This window comes from Spirillospora sp. NPDC048911, assembly GCF_043198015.1.
Taxonomy (GTDB): domain Bacteria; phylum Actinomycetota; class Actinomycetes; order Streptosporangiales; family Streptosporangiaceae; genus Spirillospora.
The window spans coordinates 240153-260214 of record NZ_JBICUD010000012.1; the positions used below are offsets into that span (position 1 = coordinate 240153).

General features: G+C 68.8%; 22 protein-coding genes. 12 read left to right on the plus strand and 10 right to left on the minus strand.

Features of this window, described 5'->3' with window-relative positions:
- Positions 1-145: 145 nt before the first annotated feature.
- A complete protein-coding gene (locus ACGFNU_RS42320; RefSeq protein WP_392602450.1) occupies positions 146-1627 on the minus strand; it encodes an alpha/beta hydrolase in 1482 nt (493 codons plus the stop codon).
- A 128-nt stretch (positions 1628-1755) separates the two neighbouring features.
- Here ACGFNU_RS42320 and ACGFNU_RS42325 point away from each other — a divergent pair, with 128 nt between their 5' ends.
- Complete coding sequence (locus tag ACGFNU_RS42325) at positions 1756-1983, plus strand: hypothetical protein (protein WP_392602280.1); 228 nt, start codon at positions 1756-1758, stop codon at positions 1981-1983.
- A 920-nt stretch (positions 1984-2903) separates the two neighbouring features.
- Here ACGFNU_RS42325 and ACGFNU_RS42330 read toward each other — a convergent pair.
- The 5 genes from ACGFNU_RS42330 to ACGFNU_RS42350 form a co-directional block, all read right to left on the minus strand.
- Positions 2904-3983, minus strand: coding sequence for a trypsin-like serine peptidase (locus ACGFNU_RS42330; RefSeq protein WP_392602281.1), 1080 nt, complete (start codon positions 3981-3983; stop codon positions 2904-2906).
- Between the two features lie 168 nt (positions 3984-4151).
- Positions 4152-4646 carry a hypothetical protein gene (locus ACGFNU_RS42335; RefSeq protein WP_392602282.1) on the minus strand — a complete coding sequence of 165 codons (495 nt, stop codon included), beginning with the start codon at positions 4644-4646 and terminating at the stop codon, positions 4152-4154.
- A 401-nt stretch (positions 4647-5047) separates the two neighbouring features.
- Positions 5048-5575, minus strand: coding sequence for a hypothetical protein (locus tag ACGFNU_RS42340; RefSeq protein WP_392602283.1), 528 nt, complete (start codon positions 5573-5575; stop codon positions 5048-5050).
- 121 nt (positions 5576-5696) lie between these two features.
- Positions 5697-6314 carry a hypothetical protein gene (locus ACGFNU_RS42345; RefSeq protein WP_392602284.1) on the minus strand — a complete coding sequence of 206 codons (618 nt, stop codon included), beginning with the start codon at positions 6312-6314 and terminating at the stop codon, positions 5697-5699.
- Positions 6311-7081, minus strand: a complete 771-nt coding sequence (locus ACGFNU_RS42350) for a class I SAM-dependent methyltransferase (protein WP_392602285.1) — start codon at positions 7079-7081, stop codon at positions 6311-6313. The genes ACGFNU_RS42345 and ACGFNU_RS42350 overlap by 4 nt, the downstream gene beginning before the upstream one ends.
- 141 nt (positions 7082-7222) lie before the next feature.
- Between ACGFNU_RS42350 and ACGFNU_RS42355 the strand changes: the two genes are divergently transcribed.
- The 4 genes from ACGFNU_RS42355 (at position 7223) to ACGFNU_RS42370 (ending at position 11161) form a co-directional block, all read left to right on the plus strand.
- Positions 7223-7567: a hypothetical protein gene (locus ACGFNU_RS42355; RefSeq protein WP_392602286.1), complete on the plus strand. Its 345-nt coding sequence runs from the start codon at positions 7223-7225 to the stop codon at positions 7565-7567.
- Positions 7568-7828: 261 nt separating this feature from the next.
- Positions 7829-8701, plus strand: a complete 873-nt coding sequence (locus tag ACGFNU_RS42360; RefSeq protein WP_392602287.1) for an enoyl-CoA hydratase-related protein — start codon at positions 7829-7831, stop codon at positions 8699-8701.
- Between the two features lie 274 nt (positions 8702-8975).
- The gene (locus ACGFNU_RS42365) at positions 8976-9923 is read left to right on the plus strand and encodes a polysaccharide deacetylase family protein (RefSeq protein ID WP_392602288.1); all 948 of its coding nucleotides are present in this window, start codon (positions 8976-8978) and stop codon (positions 9921-9923) included.
- 713 nt (positions 9924-10636) lie between these two features.
- A complete protein-coding gene (locus ACGFNU_RS42370) occupies positions 10637-11161 on the plus strand; it encodes a hypothetical protein (RefSeq protein WP_392602289.1) in 525 nt (174 codons plus the stop codon).
- A 61-nt stretch (positions 11162-11222) separates the two neighbouring features.
- Here ACGFNU_RS42370 and ACGFNU_RS42375 read toward each other — a convergent pair whose 3' ends face one another.
- A complete protein-coding gene (locus tag ACGFNU_RS42375; protein ID WP_392602291.1) occupies positions 11223-11480 on the minus strand; it encodes a hypothetical protein in 258 nt (85 codons plus the stop codon).
- A gap of 113 nt (positions 11481-11593) precedes the next feature.
- Between ACGFNU_RS42375 and fdxA the strand changes: the two genes are divergently transcribed.
- The 7 genes from fdxA to ACGFNU_RS42410 all read left to right on the plus strand — a co-directional run bounded on the left by fdxA (position 11594) and on the right by ACGFNU_RS42410 (position 17257).
- Entirely contained in the window at positions 11594-11920 is a 327-nt protein-coding gene (gene fdxA / locus ACGFNU_RS42380) for a ferredoxin (RefSeq protein WP_131759039.1), read from the plus strand.
- A gap of 202 nt (positions 11921-12122) precedes the next feature.
- Positions 12123-13208, plus strand: coding sequence for a succinyldiaminopimelate transaminase (gene dapC / locus ACGFNU_RS42385; RefSeq protein ID WP_392602451.1), 1086 nt, complete (start codon positions 12123-12125; stop codon positions 13206-13208).
- A gap of 170 nt (positions 13209-13378) precedes the next feature.
- Complete coding sequence (locus tag ACGFNU_RS42390) at positions 13379-13996, plus strand: DUF4178 domain-containing protein (protein WP_392602292.1); 618 nt, start codon at positions 13379-13381, stop codon at positions 13994-13996.
- 4 nt (positions 13997-14000) lie between these two features.
- Complete coding sequence (locus ACGFNU_RS42395; protein WP_392602293.1) at positions 14001-14489, plus strand: DUF2617 family protein; 489 nt, start codon at positions 14001-14003, stop codon at positions 14487-14489.
- Positions 14486-14989, plus strand: coding sequence for a DUF4247 domain-containing protein (locus ACGFNU_RS42400; protein ID WP_392602294.1), 504 nt, complete (start codon positions 14486-14488; stop codon positions 14987-14989). The genes ACGFNU_RS42395 and ACGFNU_RS42400 overlap by 4 nt, the downstream gene beginning before the upstream one ends.
- Before the next feature lie 10 nt (positions 14990-14999).
- Entirely contained in the window at positions 15000-15425 is a 426-nt protein-coding gene (locus ACGFNU_RS42405) for a DUF350 domain-containing protein (RefSeq protein WP_392602295.1), read from the plus strand.
- Positions 15426-15547: 122 nt separating this feature from the next.
- Positions 15548-17257, plus strand: coding sequence for a polyamine aminopropyltransferase (locus tag ACGFNU_RS42410; protein WP_392602296.1), 1710 nt, complete (start codon positions 15548-15550; stop codon positions 17255-17257).
- Positions 17258-17262: 5 nt separating this feature from the next.
- Here ACGFNU_RS42410 and ACGFNU_RS42415 read toward each other — a convergent pair whose 3' ends face one another.
- From ACGFNU_RS42415 to ACGFNU_RS42425, 3 genes are all read right to left on the minus strand, one after another.
- Positions 17263-17526, minus strand: a complete 264-nt coding sequence (locus ACGFNU_RS42415) for a DUF397 domain-containing protein (RefSeq protein ID WP_392602297.1) — start codon at positions 17524-17526, stop codon at positions 17263-17265.
- A complete protein-coding gene (locus ACGFNU_RS42420) occupies positions 17514-18341 on the minus strand; it encodes a Scr1 family TA system antitoxin-like transcriptional regulator (protein ID WP_392602298.1) in 828 nt (275 codons plus the stop codon). Before ACGFNU_RS42420 ends, ACGFNU_RS42415 begins: the two co-directional genes overlap by 13 nt.
- Positions 18342-19352: 1011 nt before the next feature.
- Positions 19353-20054, minus strand: coding sequence for a MerR family transcriptional regulator (locus ACGFNU_RS42425; RefSeq protein ID WP_392602299.1), 702 nt, complete (start codon positions 20052-20054; stop codon positions 19353-19355).
- Positions 20055-20062: the final 8 nt, after the last annotated feature.

Genomic DNA, 20062 nt, shown 5'->3' on the forward strand with positions numbered 1-20062 from the left:
GCCAGAGCGTCGGCCATGAGGGTCGGCCAATCCACCATTCACGCACTACGGGGGCTGGCCGATCTACCGGGCCCCCTTCGGTGGTCGGCCGACCCATTGTTCGCTCCCGCCAGAGCGTCCGGGTACAGGGTCGGCCGATCCACCGTCAGAAGCGCCGGACGGAACCGTCTGGCACGTTCGTCGCGCGCATCTGGCTGAAGTCAGGCATCTTCGCCGGGCAGCGCGCGCCCGGCGCGGGCTTGGTTCCGTTCAGCAGGTACGCGTCAACAGTCTTGCGCACACACCCGCTCAGCCCGTACGAGCCATGCCCGGCACCCTCGTATGTGAGCAGAGCCGTCCCGGGAACGCCCCGCTGGACGCCGACCGCCCACGGGTACACGGTCGCCGGGTCACCGACCGAGCCCGCCACCAGGATGGGCGGCACGCTCTTGATCCGGTATGCCCGCTGCGGGTCCCAGGCGCCTCGCGGCCGTCCGATGCACGCCGTGATGGCCTCCCATCCCAGCGGGTTGATCCGGACGTGCGGCGCCGCCCGTCGTGTCTTGGCCCGGACGGCGGCGAGCTCCTTGTAATTCCTGACAGGGAACGACCAGTCGGAGCACAGAATCCCGGCGAACATCCCGTCGGGATCGTCGTTCGCCGCCTTCCCCTTGACGATCTGGCCCTTCTGCCTGCTGAGCTCCTTCAATTCCTCGCTCAGCTGCGCCCACGCGATCGGCTCGTACATCGAATTGCGGACCATCTGCGCCAGGTCGGGCACCCCCAACGGCACCTTGGGCTCACCGATTTCGTGCAGCCGGCCCTTCTCGGCCCGCAACATCAACGCATCGAGCACCTTGACGGGGTCCTTGCCCCTCAACCCGCAGTACTTCGACGTGGGACACCACTTGGCGAACTGCAGATACGCGGCCTCAAGCCCCTTGGCCTCGTCCACGGAGAACGCCAAGGCGCCCTTCACCTGGTGGTTCATCGTCCCGTCAAGCGTCATGCGCCGCACCCGCTTGGGGAAGATCTCCGCATACCGCTGGCCGAGCCACGTCCCGTACGAGCGCCCGTAAAAGGACACCTTCTGCGCACCAATCGCAGCTCTGATGGCGTCCATGTCCCGAGCGACGTTCCCCGCTCCCAAGAACTCATAAAGCAGCCCGGTCTTCTTCCGGCAGGCCTTGTAGAGCTTGCTCTGGTACGCCTTCAGCTTCCCGAAGTCACTCTGGTTCCGCGGATATCTCCGCGGCATCTTCCCGACCTTTCCGCACTTGACGGCATGGCTGCGCCCGACGCCCCGCGGGTCGAACCCGATGATGTCGTACCGTTCGCGCACCTGCTTCGAGAGCCCGGCCCGGTCCAGCGCGAAGTCGACCCCCGACCCGCCAGGGCCACCCGGGTTGACGAACAGCACCCCCAGCCGCTTCTTGGGATTCTTGGCCTTGACCCGCGCGACCGCGATCTTGATGCGGCCGCGCTTGGGCTTGGCCCAGTCGATCGGGACGCTCAGATAGCCGCACTGCACCGTCCGATCGTCGGCGCACTTCTTCCAGGTGATCTTCTTGGGTGCGGCCTGTACGGGCGCCGAGCCCGACGCGACGACGGCGACGCACGCGATCAGGACTCCGGCCGTACGGCCCATGCGGGTCACGAAGACAGACTCCTCTTGGAGTACCAACGGGGTTGAAGAGATCTTCGTGACGCCAGATCACGATTGAGTCAATCCCTCTAGGCTGTTTCGGACAATCTTCCAAACCCGGAGGGAAGCGCATGACTCGACGGCGCATCGTGATCCTGGCAGGGCTGGCCACCGCCGCCGCAGCGGCCGCCATCGTTGGCCTGGCCACCGTGGGCTCCGCCGAGCCAGAGCCGGACAACCCCACCAAGCCCGTGGTCCACAACGTCCCCTCCGAGAACCCCGAAAAGTACTGGACCCAAGAACGCCGCGACCAAACAGACCCCATCGAGATGCCCAAGCCCCCACCCAACCTCCCCTAACCTTCCGCATTACCTATCCGGCCAAGGCCAACCCCTTGCACCCCAGCGCCCCCCAAGGCGATCTTGGTCTTGGGGGTCACGCGGGCAGCCGAAGGAGGACGAGTGGGTCGACGCCTCTTCACCTTCGCAGCCGCAGTGAACAACTCCTGGCTCTGCTGGCCCACGCGGACTGCGCGGCCCGTGAGGCGCTGATCGAGCTGGGAGTGTCAGCCGATCAGCTGCTTCAGCAGGTCACCGCGGCGTACGGTCCCAGCGGCCCGAGGGCGATCGGCTGGGCTGACGGGGCTGTGCGTCCGGCTGGCCATGTTCTGCGCTGGGCGTTGCGGGCAGGTCCCTACTCAATCCCTGGACGGCCCGAAGACCTGCACTGGAGGAATGGACTGGCCGCCGCGACAACTGAGCGGGCCGGGGCCGGCGAGCCGGAGCAGATTGTCGCCGCGGTGCTCGCGGTCTACGAAACAGTGAGCGCTGAGGGTGTGCAGTTCGGTGCGGGCTGGGAGACGTGTTTTCCCGCGATTCGTCCATTCGTGGAAAGCGGAATGACCTCTGAGGTCGTCACGGGCCATCCCCCGCCGACAGGTGGTCTGCCTGGAGGGCATCTTCTCTCTCTGGCTAAAGAGGGACACCGCCGGGCGGCCGAAATCCTGGGGCGTAGCCCTCGGCGCGAAGACCTCTGCACTGTGGAGACTTTGCTGCTGGGCGCTCTCAGCCGGCCGAGCCCCGCCCTGGATACATTGCTGTCGAGATTCGGCCTGGACGGAGCCGATCTCGCCTCCCAGGTGGCAGCGCCCTTGCGCAAAGGGTGAGGCCAAAGGTTGGAGTATCGCAACAGGCCGGATTGGATTTGGCGCGATGCCTGCTTGCGAGAGACGCAGAACGCCCCCGCCGGGTCGGCGGGGGCGTTCTTTGGTCTCGCTCGATTAGCGCTTGGAGATCGCCTTGTAGACGGCGACCGCCTGCGAGCCGTGGTACGGGGAGTACATGGCCTTGGTGCTCAGGCTGTGCATGCTGTTCAGGCCGGCGATGCGGCCGTAGCCCTTGCGGTTGAGACCGTAGATCCAGGAGCCACCGCTGGCGCCGTGGCCCATGGTGCAGCTCATGCCGAGGGCGATGTGGCCACCGCCGTAGTTGACCGCGTACGTCTTACCCTGGCAGTAGCGCAGCAGGTTGTTGTTCGCGTAGCGCTTGCCGCCGGGGAGGCGGTCGGCCGGGTAGCCGAAGCTGTACATGGAGTACTTGCGCTTCTTGTAGCCGAAGCTGTAGCCCTGGCTGCCGTTGGTGGACTGGATGCCCTTGCCGCCCTTCCGGCGGACGGTCACAGCGGCGATGTCGTAGCGCTTGTCGCTGTTACGGATCCAGGGGTTGAGGGCCACGACGTTGTCGACGGACCAGGCGACCTTCTTGGCCGGGTAGTCCGGGAAGAAGGCGAAGTTGCGGTACCAGCCGCCACCCTTACCGGCGTGGACGCAGTGGCCGGCGGTCCAGAGGCTCCGCTTGTTCTTGGCCGTGATGACGGTGGCGCTACAGCTGCCGCGACCGCCGGGCACGTCGAAGTACAGCTTGCCCAGGGTGCGGGCCGGGGCGGTGCCGTGCTTCTTCCAGACGCGGGCCTCGACGACCGCCTGGGCGGAGGCGAGGTTCTGCGCGGACGCGGAGCCGGACTTGCCGCCCACCTCGGGGAGGGAGGGGGCGCCTTCGAAGGCCGGGGCGGCGAGGGCCGAAGCCTCTGCCTGGGCCTCGGCGACCGACGGCGCTTCGACGTTCAGCACCTTGACGGGCTTGGCCGACTTGATGCGGGCCGCCGTCCAGTAGGACTGGACCTGCTTGGCCGTCTCCTTCGGCTGGTAGACGACTACCTGCGAGTCGGCCGATGCTGCCGCGACCTTGGCGGCGGGCTTGGAGGGGGCGTCGCCGGTGGCCGCGACGGCCACGCCACCGGCGGCCGCCAGGGCCGCCACCGAGGCGCCCGCGATGAGAATTCGAGGGGATGAAAGACGCAACGTGCTGCCTTCCGTAAGGAGCTTGCTTGAGGGGGGTTCCGAACGAAAGAGCAAACAGGTACTGGGAGGTATGAGTCAAGAACCTAATTTAGTGTTGCATGTCTCGCTGGTGGCGGATGTGGCGATTTGTCCGAAAATACGGGGGTGGTTCCGGCCGGATGCGGTCGATCAGCGGGTCGAAGTCTGGATCTCACCGATCACTAGTCGGAGGTCTGTGGTAGCCGGAAGCGGGCCGAACGTGCCGCCCGGCGTGTCGCAGGCACCCGCGCACGTCCAGGTGACCGAGTAGTAAATAGTGGCGCTGACCTGGTACGAAGCGGCCCGGCGGTAGGTGTACGAGCACGTGCCCTGCTGTGGGACGCCGGGGCCCTGACAGGTGATCGGGGCCTCGCCCATGTTCCAGACGACATGAGTCGGACGGCCGACGATGCTGACGGTCTGGCCGTCCACGGCGACACTGGCACGGTGGGCGCGCCAGGAGTTTCGGTCGATCCAAAGGAACGTGCGGAGGCCGACCCAAGTACGTCCTCGCGGGCTCGTGTGCGGCCTGGGCGCGGGAAGGGCGATGGCGTCCATGGCCATCTGCGCCACGTCAGCCGTGCTCGTACGCGGTGCCTCCGGGAGCGTTATGCAGTGGTCGGCCCCGCCCGTGGGCGCGCACATGGACGGCACCTCGATGGAGGGCCCGCTGCTGTGGCCGACGGATCCATTGCCCCCTCTGCGAGGACCTCCGTGGTTGTTGGCAGCGGAGAGGTTGCACAGCCAACCCCCGCTACTTGAACGGCCGCAGTTAGCGTCTGCCAGGGCTGGCGTTGGGATGGCCATGAAAAGTGTGGCTGCGAGAAGAAACCCGGCGGACGCCGCGTGTACACCTCGTCGAATCGTTGCGGCGAGGTTCGCCTGCTGCACCGCGGAGCGGAGCTTGGCTGCGGTCGACTTCGGAGTTGGGCGGCTGATGTGGGAATCGGCCCGGCGGAACGAGAGCTGGCCGGTCGGCGTCTGATGAACCGGCGCTCGCGCGACGGATGGCACGTGAGAGCGGCTGGCTGACTCGTGGGCGGGGGTCAGCACTTCGGATTCCGGGGGTGCGTGATGTAGGCGACCTTCCAGGTGCCGTTGGTGAGGTGGAGGGTCACGTAGAGGAGATAGCGCTGGGTCTTGGGTGGCTTGCCTACGCGCGCGCCTGTGCGGGCCCGGTACGTCCACAGGCCGGACGTAGTCACGCAGTCGACGATCTGGGCCGTGGGTGGACGGAAGCTCGTCAGACGGGGATGGGGGACTGCATGGCCACGCTGGATGACGCCGGCGCGGTGATTGGCCCGGATGACTCGGTCGAGGTGCCGGACTTGGAGGCCGGTGGTCACCTCAGGGAGGCGGCTTCTGTCGTTGGTTTCCAGGGCGTGCTCGAAGGCCTGATGGAACTGGCGGTAGGCCGTCAGGGCAGAGCGTTCCAGGACTGCGCGGCTCTCTGGTGGCGCGGACGCGGGGCGGGACGGCGCGTAGGTGCCGCTGGGCTGGAACTCCCCCGAAGCTCCTGCGGGAGCGTTACAGGCGCTGACGAAGAGCATGAACAGCAGCGGTGTGCCCCTCATATGCTCCCCTCCGCGTCCGTCAGATCGGCAGCACGCTAGCGAGCCCTTGGCAGGGAGGTAGGGGAGTCAGGGATACATCCGGATCTGCTCGTTCGCCTATGCTTCGCGCGCTTTGCCAGGCTCAGACGCGGCCTATGTCGCGAACCAGGTCCAGCGCCAGGAGCATGTCTAGGTGGATGACCGACTCGAGCTTTGCGCCAGGCGGCACGTCTGCGTCGGCCATCAGACGGTCTAGGACGGCGAGGGCGGCGGGGCTGTCCAGGTCGTTCGCCAGGGCTTCCTCGGCCTCGGCTACGTACTCCCGGTTCAACGGACGTCCGGGAGCGTTGGCCCACTCGGCTACGAGGCTGCGCCACGTTGCCAGGTCGGCTTCGGCCTTGTGGAAGTCGATGTTGTCCTGGGCGCGGTAGTGAATGCGTAGCCACGCCAGACGCATGGCTAGAGCATCGAACGGCTCATGGCGCGCCTCGTGGACGACCAGGCGGGCGCCGGAGGTCGGAGCTATCTGGATCGCGTCGGGTGGCGCGTCGGCGATCTCGAAGTCGGGCACGTTGAGGTCCGGGGTCACGGAGACTGCGGCGGCGCGGGTGACCGTTACCGGACGATGTTTCGTCCGCTGCGCCACCCGGCGGAGCAGGTCGGCCGTGACGAGCACCCGGCCCGCCCCGGACGCGACGTGGACGTGCAGCCTGCGCGGAAGCTCCTCGACCTGGCCGGTGCCGTGGTCGTACAGCCTCACAGGATGTCGAGGGGGCTCTTGCCGTCCGGCTTGCGGACGGCGGCGAAGCGCAGGCGGACGTAGTCGGCGACCCAGCCCGACTCGCGGCGCAGGGCCGGGGCGGCGAGGTCGTTGATGCGGCCCAGGAGGGGCTCGATGAGCTCCGGTGGCACGTCGGCGAGGGCGTTCGCGGCGTACGTCCGGACCCAGTCGGCCGCGCCGTTCGGCCCCTCCGTCATGCGCGTCGGGCGGTCGGCGTACTCCAGGAGGCGAACGGTGAACCCGCCCTCCTCCAGCCGGTTGGTGTACTCGGCCGGGCTCGGGAAGTACCACGGCAGCTCCGGCTCGCCCAGCCCGAAGACCCGCCACGCGGTCTGCATCGCGGCGATCAGTTCGGCGCAGTTGCCGGCGCCGCCCATCTCGGCGACGAACCGGCCGCCAGGGCGCAGCGCGGCGTGCACGCTGGCGATCACCGCGTCCGGGTCGCGCGTCATCCAGTGCAGGGCGGCGTTGGAGGCCACCGCGTCGAACGACTCGCTCGTGGTGAAGCTCTGGGCGTCCCCGACCGCGAACGACAGCCCCGGATGGAGCGCGGTGGCCTGGTTGACCATGTCGAGCGAACCGTCGATGCCGAGCACCTCGGCGCCGCGCTCGGCGATCTCCGCGCTGAACGTGCCGGTGCCGCAGCCGAGGTCGATGACCCGTTCCCCGGGTTGGGGATCGAGCAGGTCGACCAGCGGGGCGCCGTGCGCTGACACGTACCCGAACGCTGAGTCGTACGTCGTCACGGCCCAATTCACTGTCGTAATTTATCCGACAAAGCGTCGAGACGGCTCGCCCTTGCGCATCCAGGTCGTCCGCCGGTGATGTGGATCACGCAGCTCAACCCGGGGACGGGCGGGCACGCCGCCCGGCGTACTGTCGTTCACATGGGCGAGCGAGAAGAGGTCCGGGTCGCGGGCATCGAGCGTGACGACGGCCTGATGTTGCGAACGCACGGTCTGGCGGCCGGTGGCCTGCCAGAGATCCGCGTCGTTGCGCTGCCGCCCTATCTGGGCCACGGATGGGCCCAGGTGATGGGCGCTCTGGCGCAACGCCTGGCGGCCGGTGGCAAGGATGTGCCCGAGCTGCTGGAGCTGGCGCCAGGCGTAACGATCCAGCTCAAGGTCGAGAACGGCGAGCTGGTCCCGCTTCCCCCGCACGGTTTCGAGGGCTCGCTGGACGACTGGCGCCGCGACGTCCTGACACGGCTATTCCCGGCCGCCACCACCTGACGAGCCCGCCGGACCGCTGGCCACCTCCGGCCTCCCGGGGCTAGCCCGGGGAGGCCGGAGCCTGATCAAGGCCGCCCCCAGAGCGGACGTCAGGTAGCGAAGCGGACTTGACGTACCGCAGAGCGAATGTGCCGTACAGCAATGCAGACGTGACATATGGCAGTGCGCCGCGCCGAAGCCCGCCGGGAGGTCCGGTTGCGGCCGCGGTGAACGACTTTCCTAGAATGACGTTCTAAACGTCGGCGCGAGAGGGGTCGCAGGGTGTCGTACACCGAGATCGAGTACGGGGTTCAGGACGGGATCGCCACGATCACCCTGAACCGGCCGCAGCGGATGAACGCGTACACCTACGTCATGCGCGCGGAGATGCTCGACGCGTTCGACAAGATCGACGCGGACGACGACGTGCGCGTGGTGGTGGTCACCGGGGCGGGCAAGGCGTTCTGTGCCGGTGCCGACCTCGGCGGTGGCGGCGACACGTTCAACAAGGCGAAATCACAGGACATGTTCGCCGGGGAGGACGACGTCCTGGAGGACGGTACGCCCCGCGACGGCGGCGGCACGGTAGCGCTGCGGATCGCACGCTGCCTCAAGCCGGTCATCGGCGCGTTCAACGGCGCGGCCGTCGGGGTGGGCGTCACGATGACGCTGCCGATGGACATCCGGCTGGCGAGCGAGAAGGCCAAGTTCGGCTTCGTGTTCGCGCGGCGCGGCATCGTCACCGAGGCGGCGTCCAGCTGGTTCCTGCCGCGCCTGGTGGGCATCGCCCAGGCGATGGAATGGGCCGCGACCGGGCGCGTGTTCGACGCACAGGAGGCGCTCAACGGCGGTCTCGTATCGCGGCTGTACGGGCCGGACGAGCTGCTCCCGGCGGCGTACGAGCTGGCCCGCGAGATCGCCGACAACACCTCGGCCGTGTCGGTCGCGACCATCCGGCGCCTCATGTGGTCCGGACTGTCGGCCTCGTCGCCATGGGACGCGCACGCCGCCGACTCCCGGCTGATGGCCGCTCTGGGCGGCGCTCCCGACGCCAACGAGGGCGTGACGTCGTTCCTGGAGAAGCGCCCAGCGGCGTTCCCGATGCGAGTCAGCACCGACCTTCCAGCCGAAGTACCCGACTGGCCACTCCGCTGACACTGATCAACCCCACGCTCATTTGACCGGCCCCGCGCACGTTGCCCGTCCCCGCGCACGTTGGTCAGCCGCGCACGTTGATCGGCACCTGCGGACGCTGAGCAACTTTCGCGCAAGGGTGGTGTGGCGGTCGTATCGCCCCTGCGAGCGTGGAACGGGCTTTGGGGATGTGTGTGACCAGATCGGCGGAGGGTATTCAGTCCGCACGGGGCCACACGTTCGGGGGTACGTGGTGCGAAGCAGGTGTTCCGTTGCTCTTGTCGCGGCCGGGCTGATGCTGGCCGCATCCGCCTGCGCGGACACGAACAAGCGCGAGGCGCAGGTCGCGCGACGGCAGGCGGCGATCAAGACGGTGACGCCGACGCCGACGGTGCCACCGGTCGACTGCATGAAGGCCAAGTGCGTGGCGCTGACGTTCGACGACGGGCCTGGCGAGTACACCGCGCGGCTCTTGGACGACCTCAAGAAGGCAGGAGCGCACGCCACGTTCTTCATGCTCGGCCAGAACATCAAGGGGAACGAGGCGTTGCTGAAGCGCATGGTCCAGGAGGGACATGAGGTCGCCAACCACAGCTGGTCGCATCCGCAGCTGACGGGGTTGTCGTCGAGCGCCGTGCGTTCGGAGGTGCAGCGCACCAACCAGGCCATCCAGGCGGCGTCCGGAGTGCGGCCGACGATGTTCCGGCCGCCGTACGGGGCGACCAATGGCCGCGTGGGACGGGCCGTGGCGATGCCCCAGATCATGTGGAGCGTCGACACGCTCGACTGGCAGCACCACAGCGTCAGCACGAACATCCGGATCGGTACGCGTGAACCCCAGGCCGGCGGCATCGTGCTCTACCACGACATCCATGAGGCGAGCGTCGAAGCGATCCCGCAGGTGTTGTCGGGCCTCAAGCGCCGCGGCTTCACGTTCGTGACCGTGTCCGAGATCTTCCGGGGACAGCAGCTCAAGCCGGGCCACGAATACCTCCAGGCTGAGCGGCCCAAGCCCAACCCGAAGCCCAAGCCGGTCACGCCCGGCACCCCGAGCAGTGTCCCGACCACGCCGAGCGGCGTCCCGGCGACCACTCCCAGTGGCGGCTCCCCGAGCGGCGCCCCGTCAGGCGCTCCATCCGGACCGATGAGCGGCACCCCATCCGGCGTTTCGCCTGGCACTCCGAGTAGCCCCCCGTTCGGTGTCCCAAGCGGCATGTCGCCCAACCCCCGTCCAATTCCCTGACCCGGCTCCCGCCCAACGCCCTCAGTCGCAAAGCCGTCCAAAGCCCCAGAAGCGTGACCCCAGCGGGAAGTCGCCGCCCCGGCGGATCCGTCCGGACGAGATGACCGGCTGCGGGTTGCGCAGGGGGCGGTGAACGAGGTGGAACGGGATGATCACCGCGATGGCGGGTGGATTCGACGATTGGCGGCGGTCGCGAGCACGATCACGCGAGAGTCGGCCACGCGCCGCGCGAGTGTCCAGTACGCGCCGACGGCCTCTTCGCAGTTCGCGCGGCACGACCGCGCACCACCAGCGACGAGGCGATTGCTCGCTGCGACGGCACGAGCCCTGGGGCGCCTGGGCCCCAGGGCGGCTGACGCTCGACGCGGTGGCCGTGGAGGCCCGGCTGGTGGTCAGCGCGGCGATCTCGTCGCGGTCGTCTAGCGCCAGGACCACCTCGGGCTGCGCCACGGGCGTCAAGGCGCGCCCAAGGTGAGTGCCGTCGCTGGGGTGTGAACCACATCTGGGGCGATTCACCCTAGGCGCGTGCGTAGGCCGCGACACTCCGACGCCTTCGCAGCTTGCATAACGACCCCTCACGGCACCTTGTGGAGTCCGGTCAGGGTGGCGACCATGGGCGTGCAGCGGCGTCCCAGCCATCGCCGAGGCTTTGTGCCGGGGTTGCCTTTCGCCGATCATCGGGGTGAGGAATGGGCCGTACCTCCACAGGACCCGTGCTGCGTCTGCGTCCGGAGTGGCGCGGCCCGCTGACCGCCGCTCCGGTGCTGGCGGCCGGACCGCTTCTGCTCCTCGCAGGCATCCTGACGACCTCGCCAGTGGCCCTGTTCATCGGGCTCGGCGCCACCGCCGTCGCGGTCCGCAGTCTTGTGATCTTGAAGCGCGGTGTCACGGAGGCGTGGCCGGACGGGCTGACCAACCGGCTCGCCGGGCGCCAGGCAGAGGTCGCCTGGGAACGGGTCGTCCGGTTCGTCGTGATGCCGACGCTGGTCGGGCGCCTCGTCCAGGCCGAGGAGATCGACGGGGCCCGGATCAGCCTGGCCGCGCCGCGTTCCGGACTGGTCCTGCGCAGCCCCGGCTTCGACGAGCAACTGGACGAGCTCAGACGCATGCCCGGCGGTAATCGCGAACCCGTGCTGGTGCACTCCCCGGCGCCCGTGCGGGCGGCGGTGGCCTACGCGGCCCAGGCCGTCCTGGCGCTGGGCTTCATCGGCGCCATCGCGATGGCGCTCTTCGACTGACGGCCGGCCGCCTCACCAGCGGTTCGTCGCGTCCCTTGACGGCCGGTGGCGCGCCTGACGGTCAGGCTTCGGGGGGACGGCGGCGCCGGGGCGGTGGCATCGGCGGGACGACCTTGCCGGCCACGACGATGCCCTCGGGTACCTCGACGAGCTCGCCGGTGCGGCGGCGGACCTGGAGCGTCCCGCGGGACCACGATTCGAGGACGCCGACCACGTCGCTGTACTCTCCCGTAGGCAGGCGGCGACGCAGCGAGACCCGTTGCCCGACGTCTGCTGCGGTGATCGAGACGACCAGCCGGGCGGCGAAACGGCCAGACATGTGAGGACCCCCATGTCGAATCGACTGAGCCGTGGTGGCAATACTATTCACAGCGAGCTTGCGGTGAGCCGTGGCCAACGGCGGGGCCGGGAAACCCGAGAGGAGTCACGAACGTGACCTACGTCATTGCGCAGCCCTGTGTGGACCTGCTCGACAAGGCATGCATTGAAGAGTGCCCGGTCGATTGCATCTACGAGGGCAAGCGTCAGCTCTACATCCACCCGGATGAGTGCGTCGACTGCGGTGCGTGCGAGCCGGTCTGCCCGGTAGAGGCGATCTACTACGAGGACGACGTCCCCGAGCAGTGGAAGGACTTCTACAAGGTCAACGTGGAGTTCTTCGACGACCTGGGCTCGCCGGGCGGCGCCTCGAAGGTCGGCAAGATCGACAAGGACCACCCCATCGTCGCGGCGCTGCCCCCGCAGTCGCAGGACGACTGAGCCCGTCCCCACGGACTGACGTCCTTCGGGATGGACCGGGTTGACCGACGTCCCACCGGCTCGGGACCGAGGAACAGGTGCGTAACCTCAAGGCCGTGACCCCGTAGTCGATGGGGTCGCGGCCTTGCGGTCGTCGGGGCCGGAGCGCCACCGAAGACCCGGCCGGGTGTTCGCCAGGGGCCTTGAACGAGGAGGAGTGGGTTTGTTCACGCTGCCGGACTTTCCGTGGGATCGGCTGGAGCCGTACAAGGAACTGGCCGGCCGGCACCCGGGCGGCATCGTCGACCTGTCGGTCGGCACGCCGGTCGACCCCACTCCCGAGCCGATCCGCGCCGCCCTGGCCGCGGCGGCGGACGCGCCCGGCTATCCCATGACCTACGGGCGCCCCGAGCTTCGCGATTCGATCGCGGGCTGGCTGCGGCGCCGCGTCGGCGTGATCGACGCGGATCCGGCGGCCGTGCTGCCGGTGATCGGCACCAAGGAGCTGGTGGCCTGGCTTCCGACCCTGCTCGGCGCCGGTCCGGGTGACCGCGTGGTCTTTCCCGAGCTGGCGTACCCCACCTACGACGTCGGTGCCCGCCTGGCCGGGGCCGAGCCGGTCGCCACCGACGGCCTGCTGTCCCTCGGCCCGGCCACCCCCAAGATCGTCTGGGTGAACTCGCCGTCCAACCCGACCGGCAAGGTCCTGCCCGCCGAGCATCTGCGCAAGGTCGTCGCCTGGGCGCGCGAGCGCGGGTCGATCGTCGTGAGCGACGAGTGTTACCTGGAGTTCGGCTGGGAGCCGGACCACACGCCGGTCTCGATCCTGCACCCGGACGTCTGCGAGGGGTCGCACGAGGGCCTGCTGGCCGTCAACTCGCTCTCCAAGCGGTCCAACATGGCGGGCTACCGCGCCGGATTCGTCGCCGGCGACGCCGCGCTGATCAAGCGACTGCTGGAGGTGCGCAAGCATGCCGGGATGATCGTGCCCGCGCCGATCCAGGCCGCCATGATCGCCGCGTTCGACGATGACGCCCATGTGGACGAGCAGCGCGAGCGCTACGCCCGCCGCCGCGCCGTCCTGCGCGCCGCGTTCGAGGGGCACGGCTTCCGGATCGACCACTCCGAGGCCTCGCTCTACCTGTGGGCCACGCGCGACGAGGCCTGCTGGGACACCGTCGCCTACCTGGCCGAACGTGGTGTTCTCGTCGGCCCCGGCGAGTTCTACGGACCCGGCGGCGGCCGGCACGTCCGCATCGCCTTCACCGCCACCGACGAGCGCGTGGCCGAGGCCGCCACCCGCCTCTGACCGCCCGCTCACCCGCCTGTGACCGCCCGCTCACCCGGCTCTGACGGCCTGTTGATCACTCTGGCGGACCCGGCCGGGAACGGACAGTAGAAGATCCACATATCCAGAAGCGCCGGATGTCGATAAGATCCGCAGGTCGGTGGCGTTTCCAAGGTAACGGTGGAGGTTGCATGAGCGGGGCGGTCGTGCCGGTCCTGCTGGCCCTCATTCTGATCGCGCTCGTCGTGATCATCGTGGTCATGCTGCGGCGGCGCGCGAGCGGCGGTGCCACCGCGGCGGCGGCCGAACGCGCCGTGCCGCGCGATCCGTTCGCCGCCGAGGACGAGGTGGGCGGCGACCCGCGTTCGATCAAGGCCGGCGACATGATCGAGTACCTCGGCGTGCGCTACTTCGTGCGCGGCTCGCTGCGCATGCGCGAGGGCGGCTTCACCTGGAGCGAGCACCTCCTGGACGCCGACACCGTCGACCTGAAGGTCTGGGTCTCGGTCGAGGAGGACCCCGATCTGGAGGTCGTCTGGTGGACCGAGCACGAGATCGGTGAGCTGAAGCCCGACCAGAAGACGCTGGTCGTGGACGGCGTCGAGTACCGCCGCGACGAGCACGGCACCGCCGACTACGGCAGCGAGGGCACCACCGGCGTGGGCGAGGGCGGCCGGGTCGAGTACGTCGACTACGAGGGCCCCGGCGGCCGCTACCTGTCGTTCGAGCGGTACGGCGACGGCCCGTGGGAGCTCGGCACCGGCGAGCGCGTCCCCGCCGGCACCCTGACGATCTACCCGGGCAGCTGATCGCTTGCTCGCGACCCTCCGCACCGCGTACACCGACACGCGCGCCGACGAGCTCTCGTTCGCGCTCGGCCTGCCCGCGCTCGACGCGCTGGCCGTCCTGTCGGCCGAACGCGCCGGACTCGCCGTCGAGCTGCGCCTGCTCGGCGCGTCCCACCAGGTGATCGCCGGCCCGGTGACCGAGACGGTCGCGTGCCTGCCCGGCCGCCCCGGCCCCCTGCCGGGCCAGGTGACCGAGGCGCTGCCCGGCTGGTCGTACGACTTCACCTCGTCCACGGTCACTCACACCGCGTTCGGCAGCGCCGTCGACGACCTGCGCGCCCGCCTCGCCGACCGGGACGACGCCCTGACCGGGACCTTCCCCGGCTCCCCCCACGCAGTGACCGCGCTCGCCCTCGAACCCGCGGAGGACGGGCTGGGCTGGCGCACCTGGCACGCCTATCCGCAGACCCGGGAGATCGTCATGACGCGAAGCCGGCTGGTGAGCGAACCGTGAACCGTAAATGGCTGATCGGCGGCGTGGTCGCCGCGGTGATCGGAGCGATCGTCCTGGTCGCCGTCCTCATCAAGGGCGACGACGACCCGAACGGCTGGATCGCCAAGAAGTACAGCAAGCTCAGCTCCGGCACCTACCGGTCGGGAAACACCCCGCAGAAGGTCGCCGGGGACATCGCGAAGAAGTTCAAGCCGATCGACCGCGTGGACGCGCTGAGCCTGGCCGCCGGAACCGGCGTGCCCGCAACCCCGATCAGCTTCACCGGAACCCCGCTGAACGCGGCGGCGCCCGGCGGCGGAATCTTCCTGCAGTACCCCAAGACGGTCGTCGGGATCCTGCCCGACGGCGCGGGCAGCCGGATCACGGTCGACGGACCGGACTCGGGCTACCGGCGCTACCACTCGTACGTAGGCACCCGCTGGACGACCCCCGGCAGCGGCGGCTGGAACCGTAGCGGCACCGCGTCCTTCCGCGGCGGCGGACCCGGATCAGGCAAGTGAGGAGCTTCGCATGAACGACGTCCTGGAGGAGGCCGGGGCCACGCTGGCGTTCGGCGCGCTCGGCATCGCCCTGATGGCCCTGGGCTACCTGGTCGTGGAAGTGACCACGCCGGGCCGCCTCGGCCACCAGATCTGGAGCGAGGGCAACCGCGGCGCGGCCCTCCTCCTGTCGGCCAAACTGCTCGGCGTCGGCGCGATCGTCACCACCGCGATCGTGACCAGCGACAACGACCTGGGCCAGGGGCTCATCGACACGACCGTCTTCGGCCTCCTGGGCATCATCCTCATGGTCGTGGCGTTCTACCTGCTCGACGCGAGCACGCCCGGCAAACTGGGCGCGACCCTGGTCGCGGGCACAGCGATCCACCCGGCCGGCTGGGTGGTCGCCGCCGCCGACCTGGCGGTAGCCGCGATCGTCGCAGGCGCCGTTTCCTGAGCACCCCTCGGGACCGCACCGGGGGAAGGTCCTAGATGCAAGACCCCAACACCACAAACCCGCCACCCAGCACGACAGCCAAGCCAACAGCCGACGCCACAGCAGAGCCAACGGCTAATGCCATGGCGAAGCCAGGGGCCAAGTTGACGGCCGAGACCACGGCGGAGCCGACGGCCGAGGCGGCGGTCGGGCTGACGGCTGATGCCACGGCAGAGCCGAGGGGCGACGCCACAGCTCAGCCGACGGCCGACGCGGCGGTTGGGCTGACGGCAGAGGCGGCCGGGGCTCCGTTGCGGCTTACTGCTCGGGCGGCCAGGGCGTTGGTGCTGGCGGCCGTTTTTACTTGTGCCGCCTGCGGTCTGGTGTACGAGCTGGCGCTGGTTGCACTCGGCAGCTATCTCGTTGGCAATTCCGTCACGCAGGCGTCGATCGTGCTGTCGGTCATGGTGTTCGCGATGGGCGTCGGCTCGCTGGCCGCCAAGCCGTTGCAGGGTCGGCCCGTCGTGGCGTTCGCGATCGTGGAGGGCGCGCTGGCGTTGCTGGGCGGCCTCTCGGTCCTCGCGCTGTACGCGGCGTTCGCGTGGCTCAATCTTTATGTGCCTGCGCTGGTCGTGGTGGCGTTCCTCGTCGGGGCGCTGATAGGCGCGGAGATCCCGCTGCTGATGACGCTACTCCAGCGGATCCGGCGGCAGGACGCGGGCAGCGCGGTCGCCGACTTGTTCGCCGCCGACTACGTGGGCGCGCTGATCGGCGGGCTGGCCTTCCCGTTCGTGCTCCTGCCGATCTTCGGGCACATCAAGGGCGCGCTGCTGGTCGGCGTGATCAACGCGGTCGCGGGCATCGCCGTTGTGCTCTGGCTCTTCCGCCGCCAGATCGGCCGCGTGGCGCGCGCCGGGCTGTGGACGGGCATGGCCGCGGTGCTGGTCGTTCTCGGCGGCACGTATGTCATGGCCGACGGCTTTGAGGTCTCCGCGCGTCAGGCGCTCTTCCGCGATCCAATCGCCCTGGCCGAGCGCACCCCCTATCAGGAGATCGTCCTCACCCGGAGGGTGGAGTTCTCCGGCCAGCCCGACCTGCGGCTCTTCTTGAACGGTGACCTGCAGTTCTCGTCGGTCGACGAGTACCGCTACCACGAGGCCCTCGTCCACCCGGCGCTGTCCGGCACCCGCGGGAACGTGCTCATCCTCGGCGGCGGCGACGGCTTGGCCCTGCGCGAGGTGCTGCGCTACAAGGACGTCCGCAGCGCGACCCTCGTGGAGCTGGACCCGGAGATGATCCGTCTGGCCCGCTCCTACAAGGAGATCGCCGACCTCAACCAGCACGCCTTCGAAGACCCGCGCGCCCGCACGATCAACGCCGACGCGTTCTCCTGGCTACGCGACCAGACCGCGCGCTTCGACTCGATCATCGTCGACATGCCCGACCCCGACGACGTCGCCACCGCGAAGCTCTACTCGGTCGAGTTCTATGGCCTGGTCAAACGCGCCCTCGCGCCGCGCGGCCGCATGGTCGTCCAGTCGGGCTCCCCGTACTTCGCGCCCAAGTCGTTCTGGTGCATCGAGAAGACCATCCGCGAGGCCGGTTTCGCCACGAACCCGTACCACGTGGACGTGCCGAGCTTCGGCGACTGGGGCTACGTCCTGGCCCAACCAGGTTCGCGCCCCGAGCTGAAGCTGGCGGACGATGTCCCTGACCTGCGCTTCCTGGACGCCGACGTACTCCGCGCCGCCACCGTCTTCGGCAAGGACCTCCGGCACCGAGACGTCGACATCAACACCCTCGTCCACCCTCGCCTGGTCCAGTACGAAGGCGGAGAGTGGCGCAACGCCTGACGCCCCTAGGGAGGCCAGGCCAGGTCGCTACCGTCGGTACTGACGCGGTGGACGAACGTGCGCCAGGTGGCGGCGCCGAAGATGAGGATGGGGCCGCTGGGGTTTTTGGAATCTCGGACGGCGACCATCGGTGCCATGCGCGCCACCTCGACGGACGATTGGTCGCCGCGGCTCGCCTTACACCACACCGCGGCGAGTTCGACGCAGTCGCCGCCGTGCTGATCGCTGTGGGTGCTCTTTCGCCATCGGGCCTTGGTCAGGTCTCGCATGCTCGCAGCCTCTCGATCGCTCGTTTGATCAACCTCGGAGACTCGTCCACCGAGACTGCGCGGCCGCGGATCGAGTCGTGCAGCGAGACCTGCCGCGCGACGCGGGCCGGGTCTTCGAGCAGTATGCCCACTCCGGCTGACTCGGTGTAGGCGATGTTGCGTCCGTCCTCCGTGCCGAGGATGGTCAGCGTTCCGCTGAGACCCGGGTAGAAGCCGACGGTCGACGGTATGACGTCGATCGAGCAGAGTGGCCGCTCAGCCTGTTCCAAGAGGCTTTCGAGTTGAGCGCACATGATCTCGGGGCTTCCGACGCGGGAATAGAGGACCCTTTCGTCCAGCGTGAAGTATGTGCGGGCGGTGGTGATGACGCCTTGGCGGCTCATGCGTTCCTGGAGGAGCTGCTCGACAAGGTCCGGCTGGTGGTGGGCGCTCAGGATCGTGCGCGCGTAATCCTCGGTCTGCAAAAGCTCGTTGATGAGAGTGGGGTGAAAGCCCTTTATGGATGCCGCCCGTGACTCGTAGTCGAGGTATTGCGTGAAACCTGGTGGTAGCGCGGCGAGGTGTCGCGTGTCGATGATGCGTTCCCATAAGCGGTGGAACAGTCCGTTGGTCTTGAAGAACGTGTCGCAGTCGTCGGCGAACTCCCGCGACGGGACGTTCTTGCAGAGCTCGATCTGGCCGACGTAGGAGTCGGTGTAGCCGAGCTCTTTCGCGAGGTCCCGCTTGCTGAGCCCGGCTTGAGTACGCCACGCCTCCAGCTCGCGGGCGAACGTGACGATCGCGGGGGACGTGAACGGCTGGGAGCGGACGGGCATCGGGGTCTCCCGGTGGTTCTGGATCAGGTTCGGCTGGACCTGATCGGGGTTTGGACGATCTCTATCGAGGTGCGTCGTTCATCGTGATCGACCTGTTCCGGAGAGTAGTCGTCACCTGTGACAGTTGGTCGTACGAATCCCGAGATCCACCGGCGGTGAGGCTTCCCGATGAATACGCGTGCCAGTTCCGACGTTCACGCGCTGGCCCGGCTCCGTGCCGACTTCCCGGAATGGCGGTTCATCCTGAGCGACCGAGGCCGGTGGTGGGCGATGCGCGGGCCGCTGCCGAACCATCGTCTGCACGAGGTGGACGCGCATGACGCCGATAGTTCAGCCGAGTTACGCGCCGCTCTCGAAGGAGTCCGCAGGTGAGCCGGCGAGTGGAGCCGCCGCGTTCATCAGCGGGTGGGGGGAAGGAGGCGGCGCGGTCGGTGCTCGTTCCCCCGATCGCACTGGCCGCGCCGCCTTCGCGCAACGGTGGCGACCCGGAGTCTGGCCGTCTGCAGGGAGGCGATCGCGCGCAGCGTTCTGGCCGCCTGCAGAAACTAGCCCGTCCAGCATCCGATCTCCTGCAGGTGGACCGCTTCCGGCGCCAGCGACTCGACCGGCTTGCCCTTGAGTTGCAGCGACGTGGCTGGACGACGGAGCCGCGCTACGGCGAGCACCCGCCGATGCTCCGGGTGTACGCGGCACAGGTGCCAGTTATCGGCGAGTCGGTGCTGGTGGACGGCCTCAGCTTCCGGTCGTCCACAGGTGCCCGTCTTGCCCTTAGCTGCAAGACGAAGAGCGCGGCTGAGGCAATGACGACACTGCTGACGCCGTGGGTCACGGTCGCGCTCGCAGGCCGCCGTACAGCGACAGAACCAAAGGCGTCCTCGCCAGGGAATCTCCGGTGCCGCGTAGGCGAAGTTGAGTGCAACTCAGCGGATCCTTGAGCGGCGCAGCTCGATGCGCGGTGGCGTCGATCCTGCCCCACGGGGCGACGCCAGATTCTGCACCGGATGAGAACGCTCAGTCGTGGGGGACGGTGCGGCGGATCGCCTTGTCGACGGCGCGCTGGAACGAGGTGACCAGCGATTGGATCATCAGCGGCTTGAGCTTGGTGGCCAACTCCAAGAGTTGCTCGCGTTCCTCGGGTGGGCGGCCGCGTTCGCGGTACGGGCGGACGATGGTGTCCTGGAAGACGCTCTGCAGCTCAGCGGCGAGGGCCGTCGTGTAGCGGTCGACGGCCTCGTGGGAGGCGATGAGGGTGTCGAGTGGCATGGGCAGTTCGGCGAGCTCGGCGCTGATGCCGAGGAGCGCCGGGCTGACGACGCGTACCGAATCGGCGAGCAGCTCCACGACACCGAGCGCTTCGAGGCGTGCGAGGGCCTCGTCGTCGAGGTGGCGGCCGGCGCGGCGGTCGAGCTCGTGACGGTCGAGTTCCTCGGTCTGTTCCGGGGCCCAAGGGGAGAGGAGCGCTCGTTGAAGTGCCAAATCTTCGGGCGGGGCGTCGAGCGGGATCTTCTCCAGGTGCTTCTCGATCGCCGCAAGAGTAAGGCCCAGCGACTGGAGTTCGCGGACGAGCTCCAGCCGGGCCAGATGGTCGGCGCCGTAGAGACCCGTCCGGCCGCGCAGGCGTGGCGGCGGCAGAAGACCGCGACCGGCGTAGAAGCGCACCGTCCGCACGCTGACCCCGGCGCGGGCGGCCAGCTCGTCGACAGTGAGCTCCATCGCACCCT

What these genes read in the sequence shown, in the direction of transcription:
- ACGFNU_RS42320 (WP_392602450.1), bottom strand. Translation starts at nt 1,627, where the DNA reads ATGGGCCGTACGGCCGGAGTCCTGATCGCGTGCGTCGCCGTCGTCGCG.
- ACGFNU_RS42325 (WP_392602280.1), top strand. Translation starts at nt 1,756, where the DNA reads ATGACTCGACGGCGCATCGTGATCCTGGCAGGGCTGGCCACCGCCGCC.
- ACGFNU_RS42335 (WP_392602282.1), bottom strand. Translation starts at nt 4,646, where the DNA reads ATGTGCGCGCCCACGGGCGGGGCCGACCACTGCATAACGCTCCCGGAG.
- ACGFNU_RS42340 (WP_392602283.1), bottom strand. Translation starts at nt 5,575, where the DNA reads ATGAGGGGCACACCGCTGCTGTTCATGCTCTTCGTCAGCGCCTGTAAC.
- ACGFNU_RS42355 (WP_392602286.1), top strand. Translation starts at nt 7,223, where the DNA reads ATGGGCGAGCGAGAAGAGGTCCGGGTCGCGGGCATCGAGCGTGACGAC.
- ACGFNU_RS42365 (WP_392602288.1), top strand. Translation starts at nt 8,976, where the DNA reads ATGCTGGCCGCATCCGCCTGCGCGGACACGAACAAGCGCGAGGCGCAG.
- ACGFNU_RS42375 (WP_392602291.1), bottom strand. Translation starts at nt 11,480, where the DNA reads ATGTCTGGCCGTTTCGCCGCCCGGCTGGTCGTCTCGATCACCGCAGCA.
- ACGFNU_RS42390 (WP_392602292.1), top strand. Translation starts at nt 13,379, where the DNA reads ATGAGCGGGGCGGTCGTGCCGGTCCTGCTGGCCCTCATTCTGATCGCG.
- ACGFNU_RS42405 (WP_392602295.1), top strand. Translation starts at nt 15,000, where the DNA reads ATGAACGACGTCCTGGAGGAGGCCGGGGCCACGCTGGCGTTCGGCGCG.
- ACGFNU_RS42410 (WP_392602296.1), top strand. Translation starts at nt 15,548, where the DNA reads ATGGCGAAGCCAGGGGCCAAGTTGACGGCCGAGACCACGGCGGAGCCG.
- ACGFNU_RS42415 (WP_392602297.1), bottom strand. Translation starts at nt 17,526, where the DNA reads ATGCGAGACCTGACCAAGGCCCGATGGCGAAAGAGCACCCACAGCGAT.
- ACGFNU_RS42420 (WP_392602298.1), bottom strand. Translation starts at nt 18,341, where the DNA reads ATGCCCGTCCGCTCCCAGCCGTTCACGTCCCCCGCGATCGTCACGTTC.
- ACGFNU_RS42425 (WP_392602299.1), bottom strand. Translation starts at nt 20,054, where the DNA reads ATGGAGCTCACTGTCGACGAGCTGGCCGCCCGCGCCGGGGTCAGCGTG.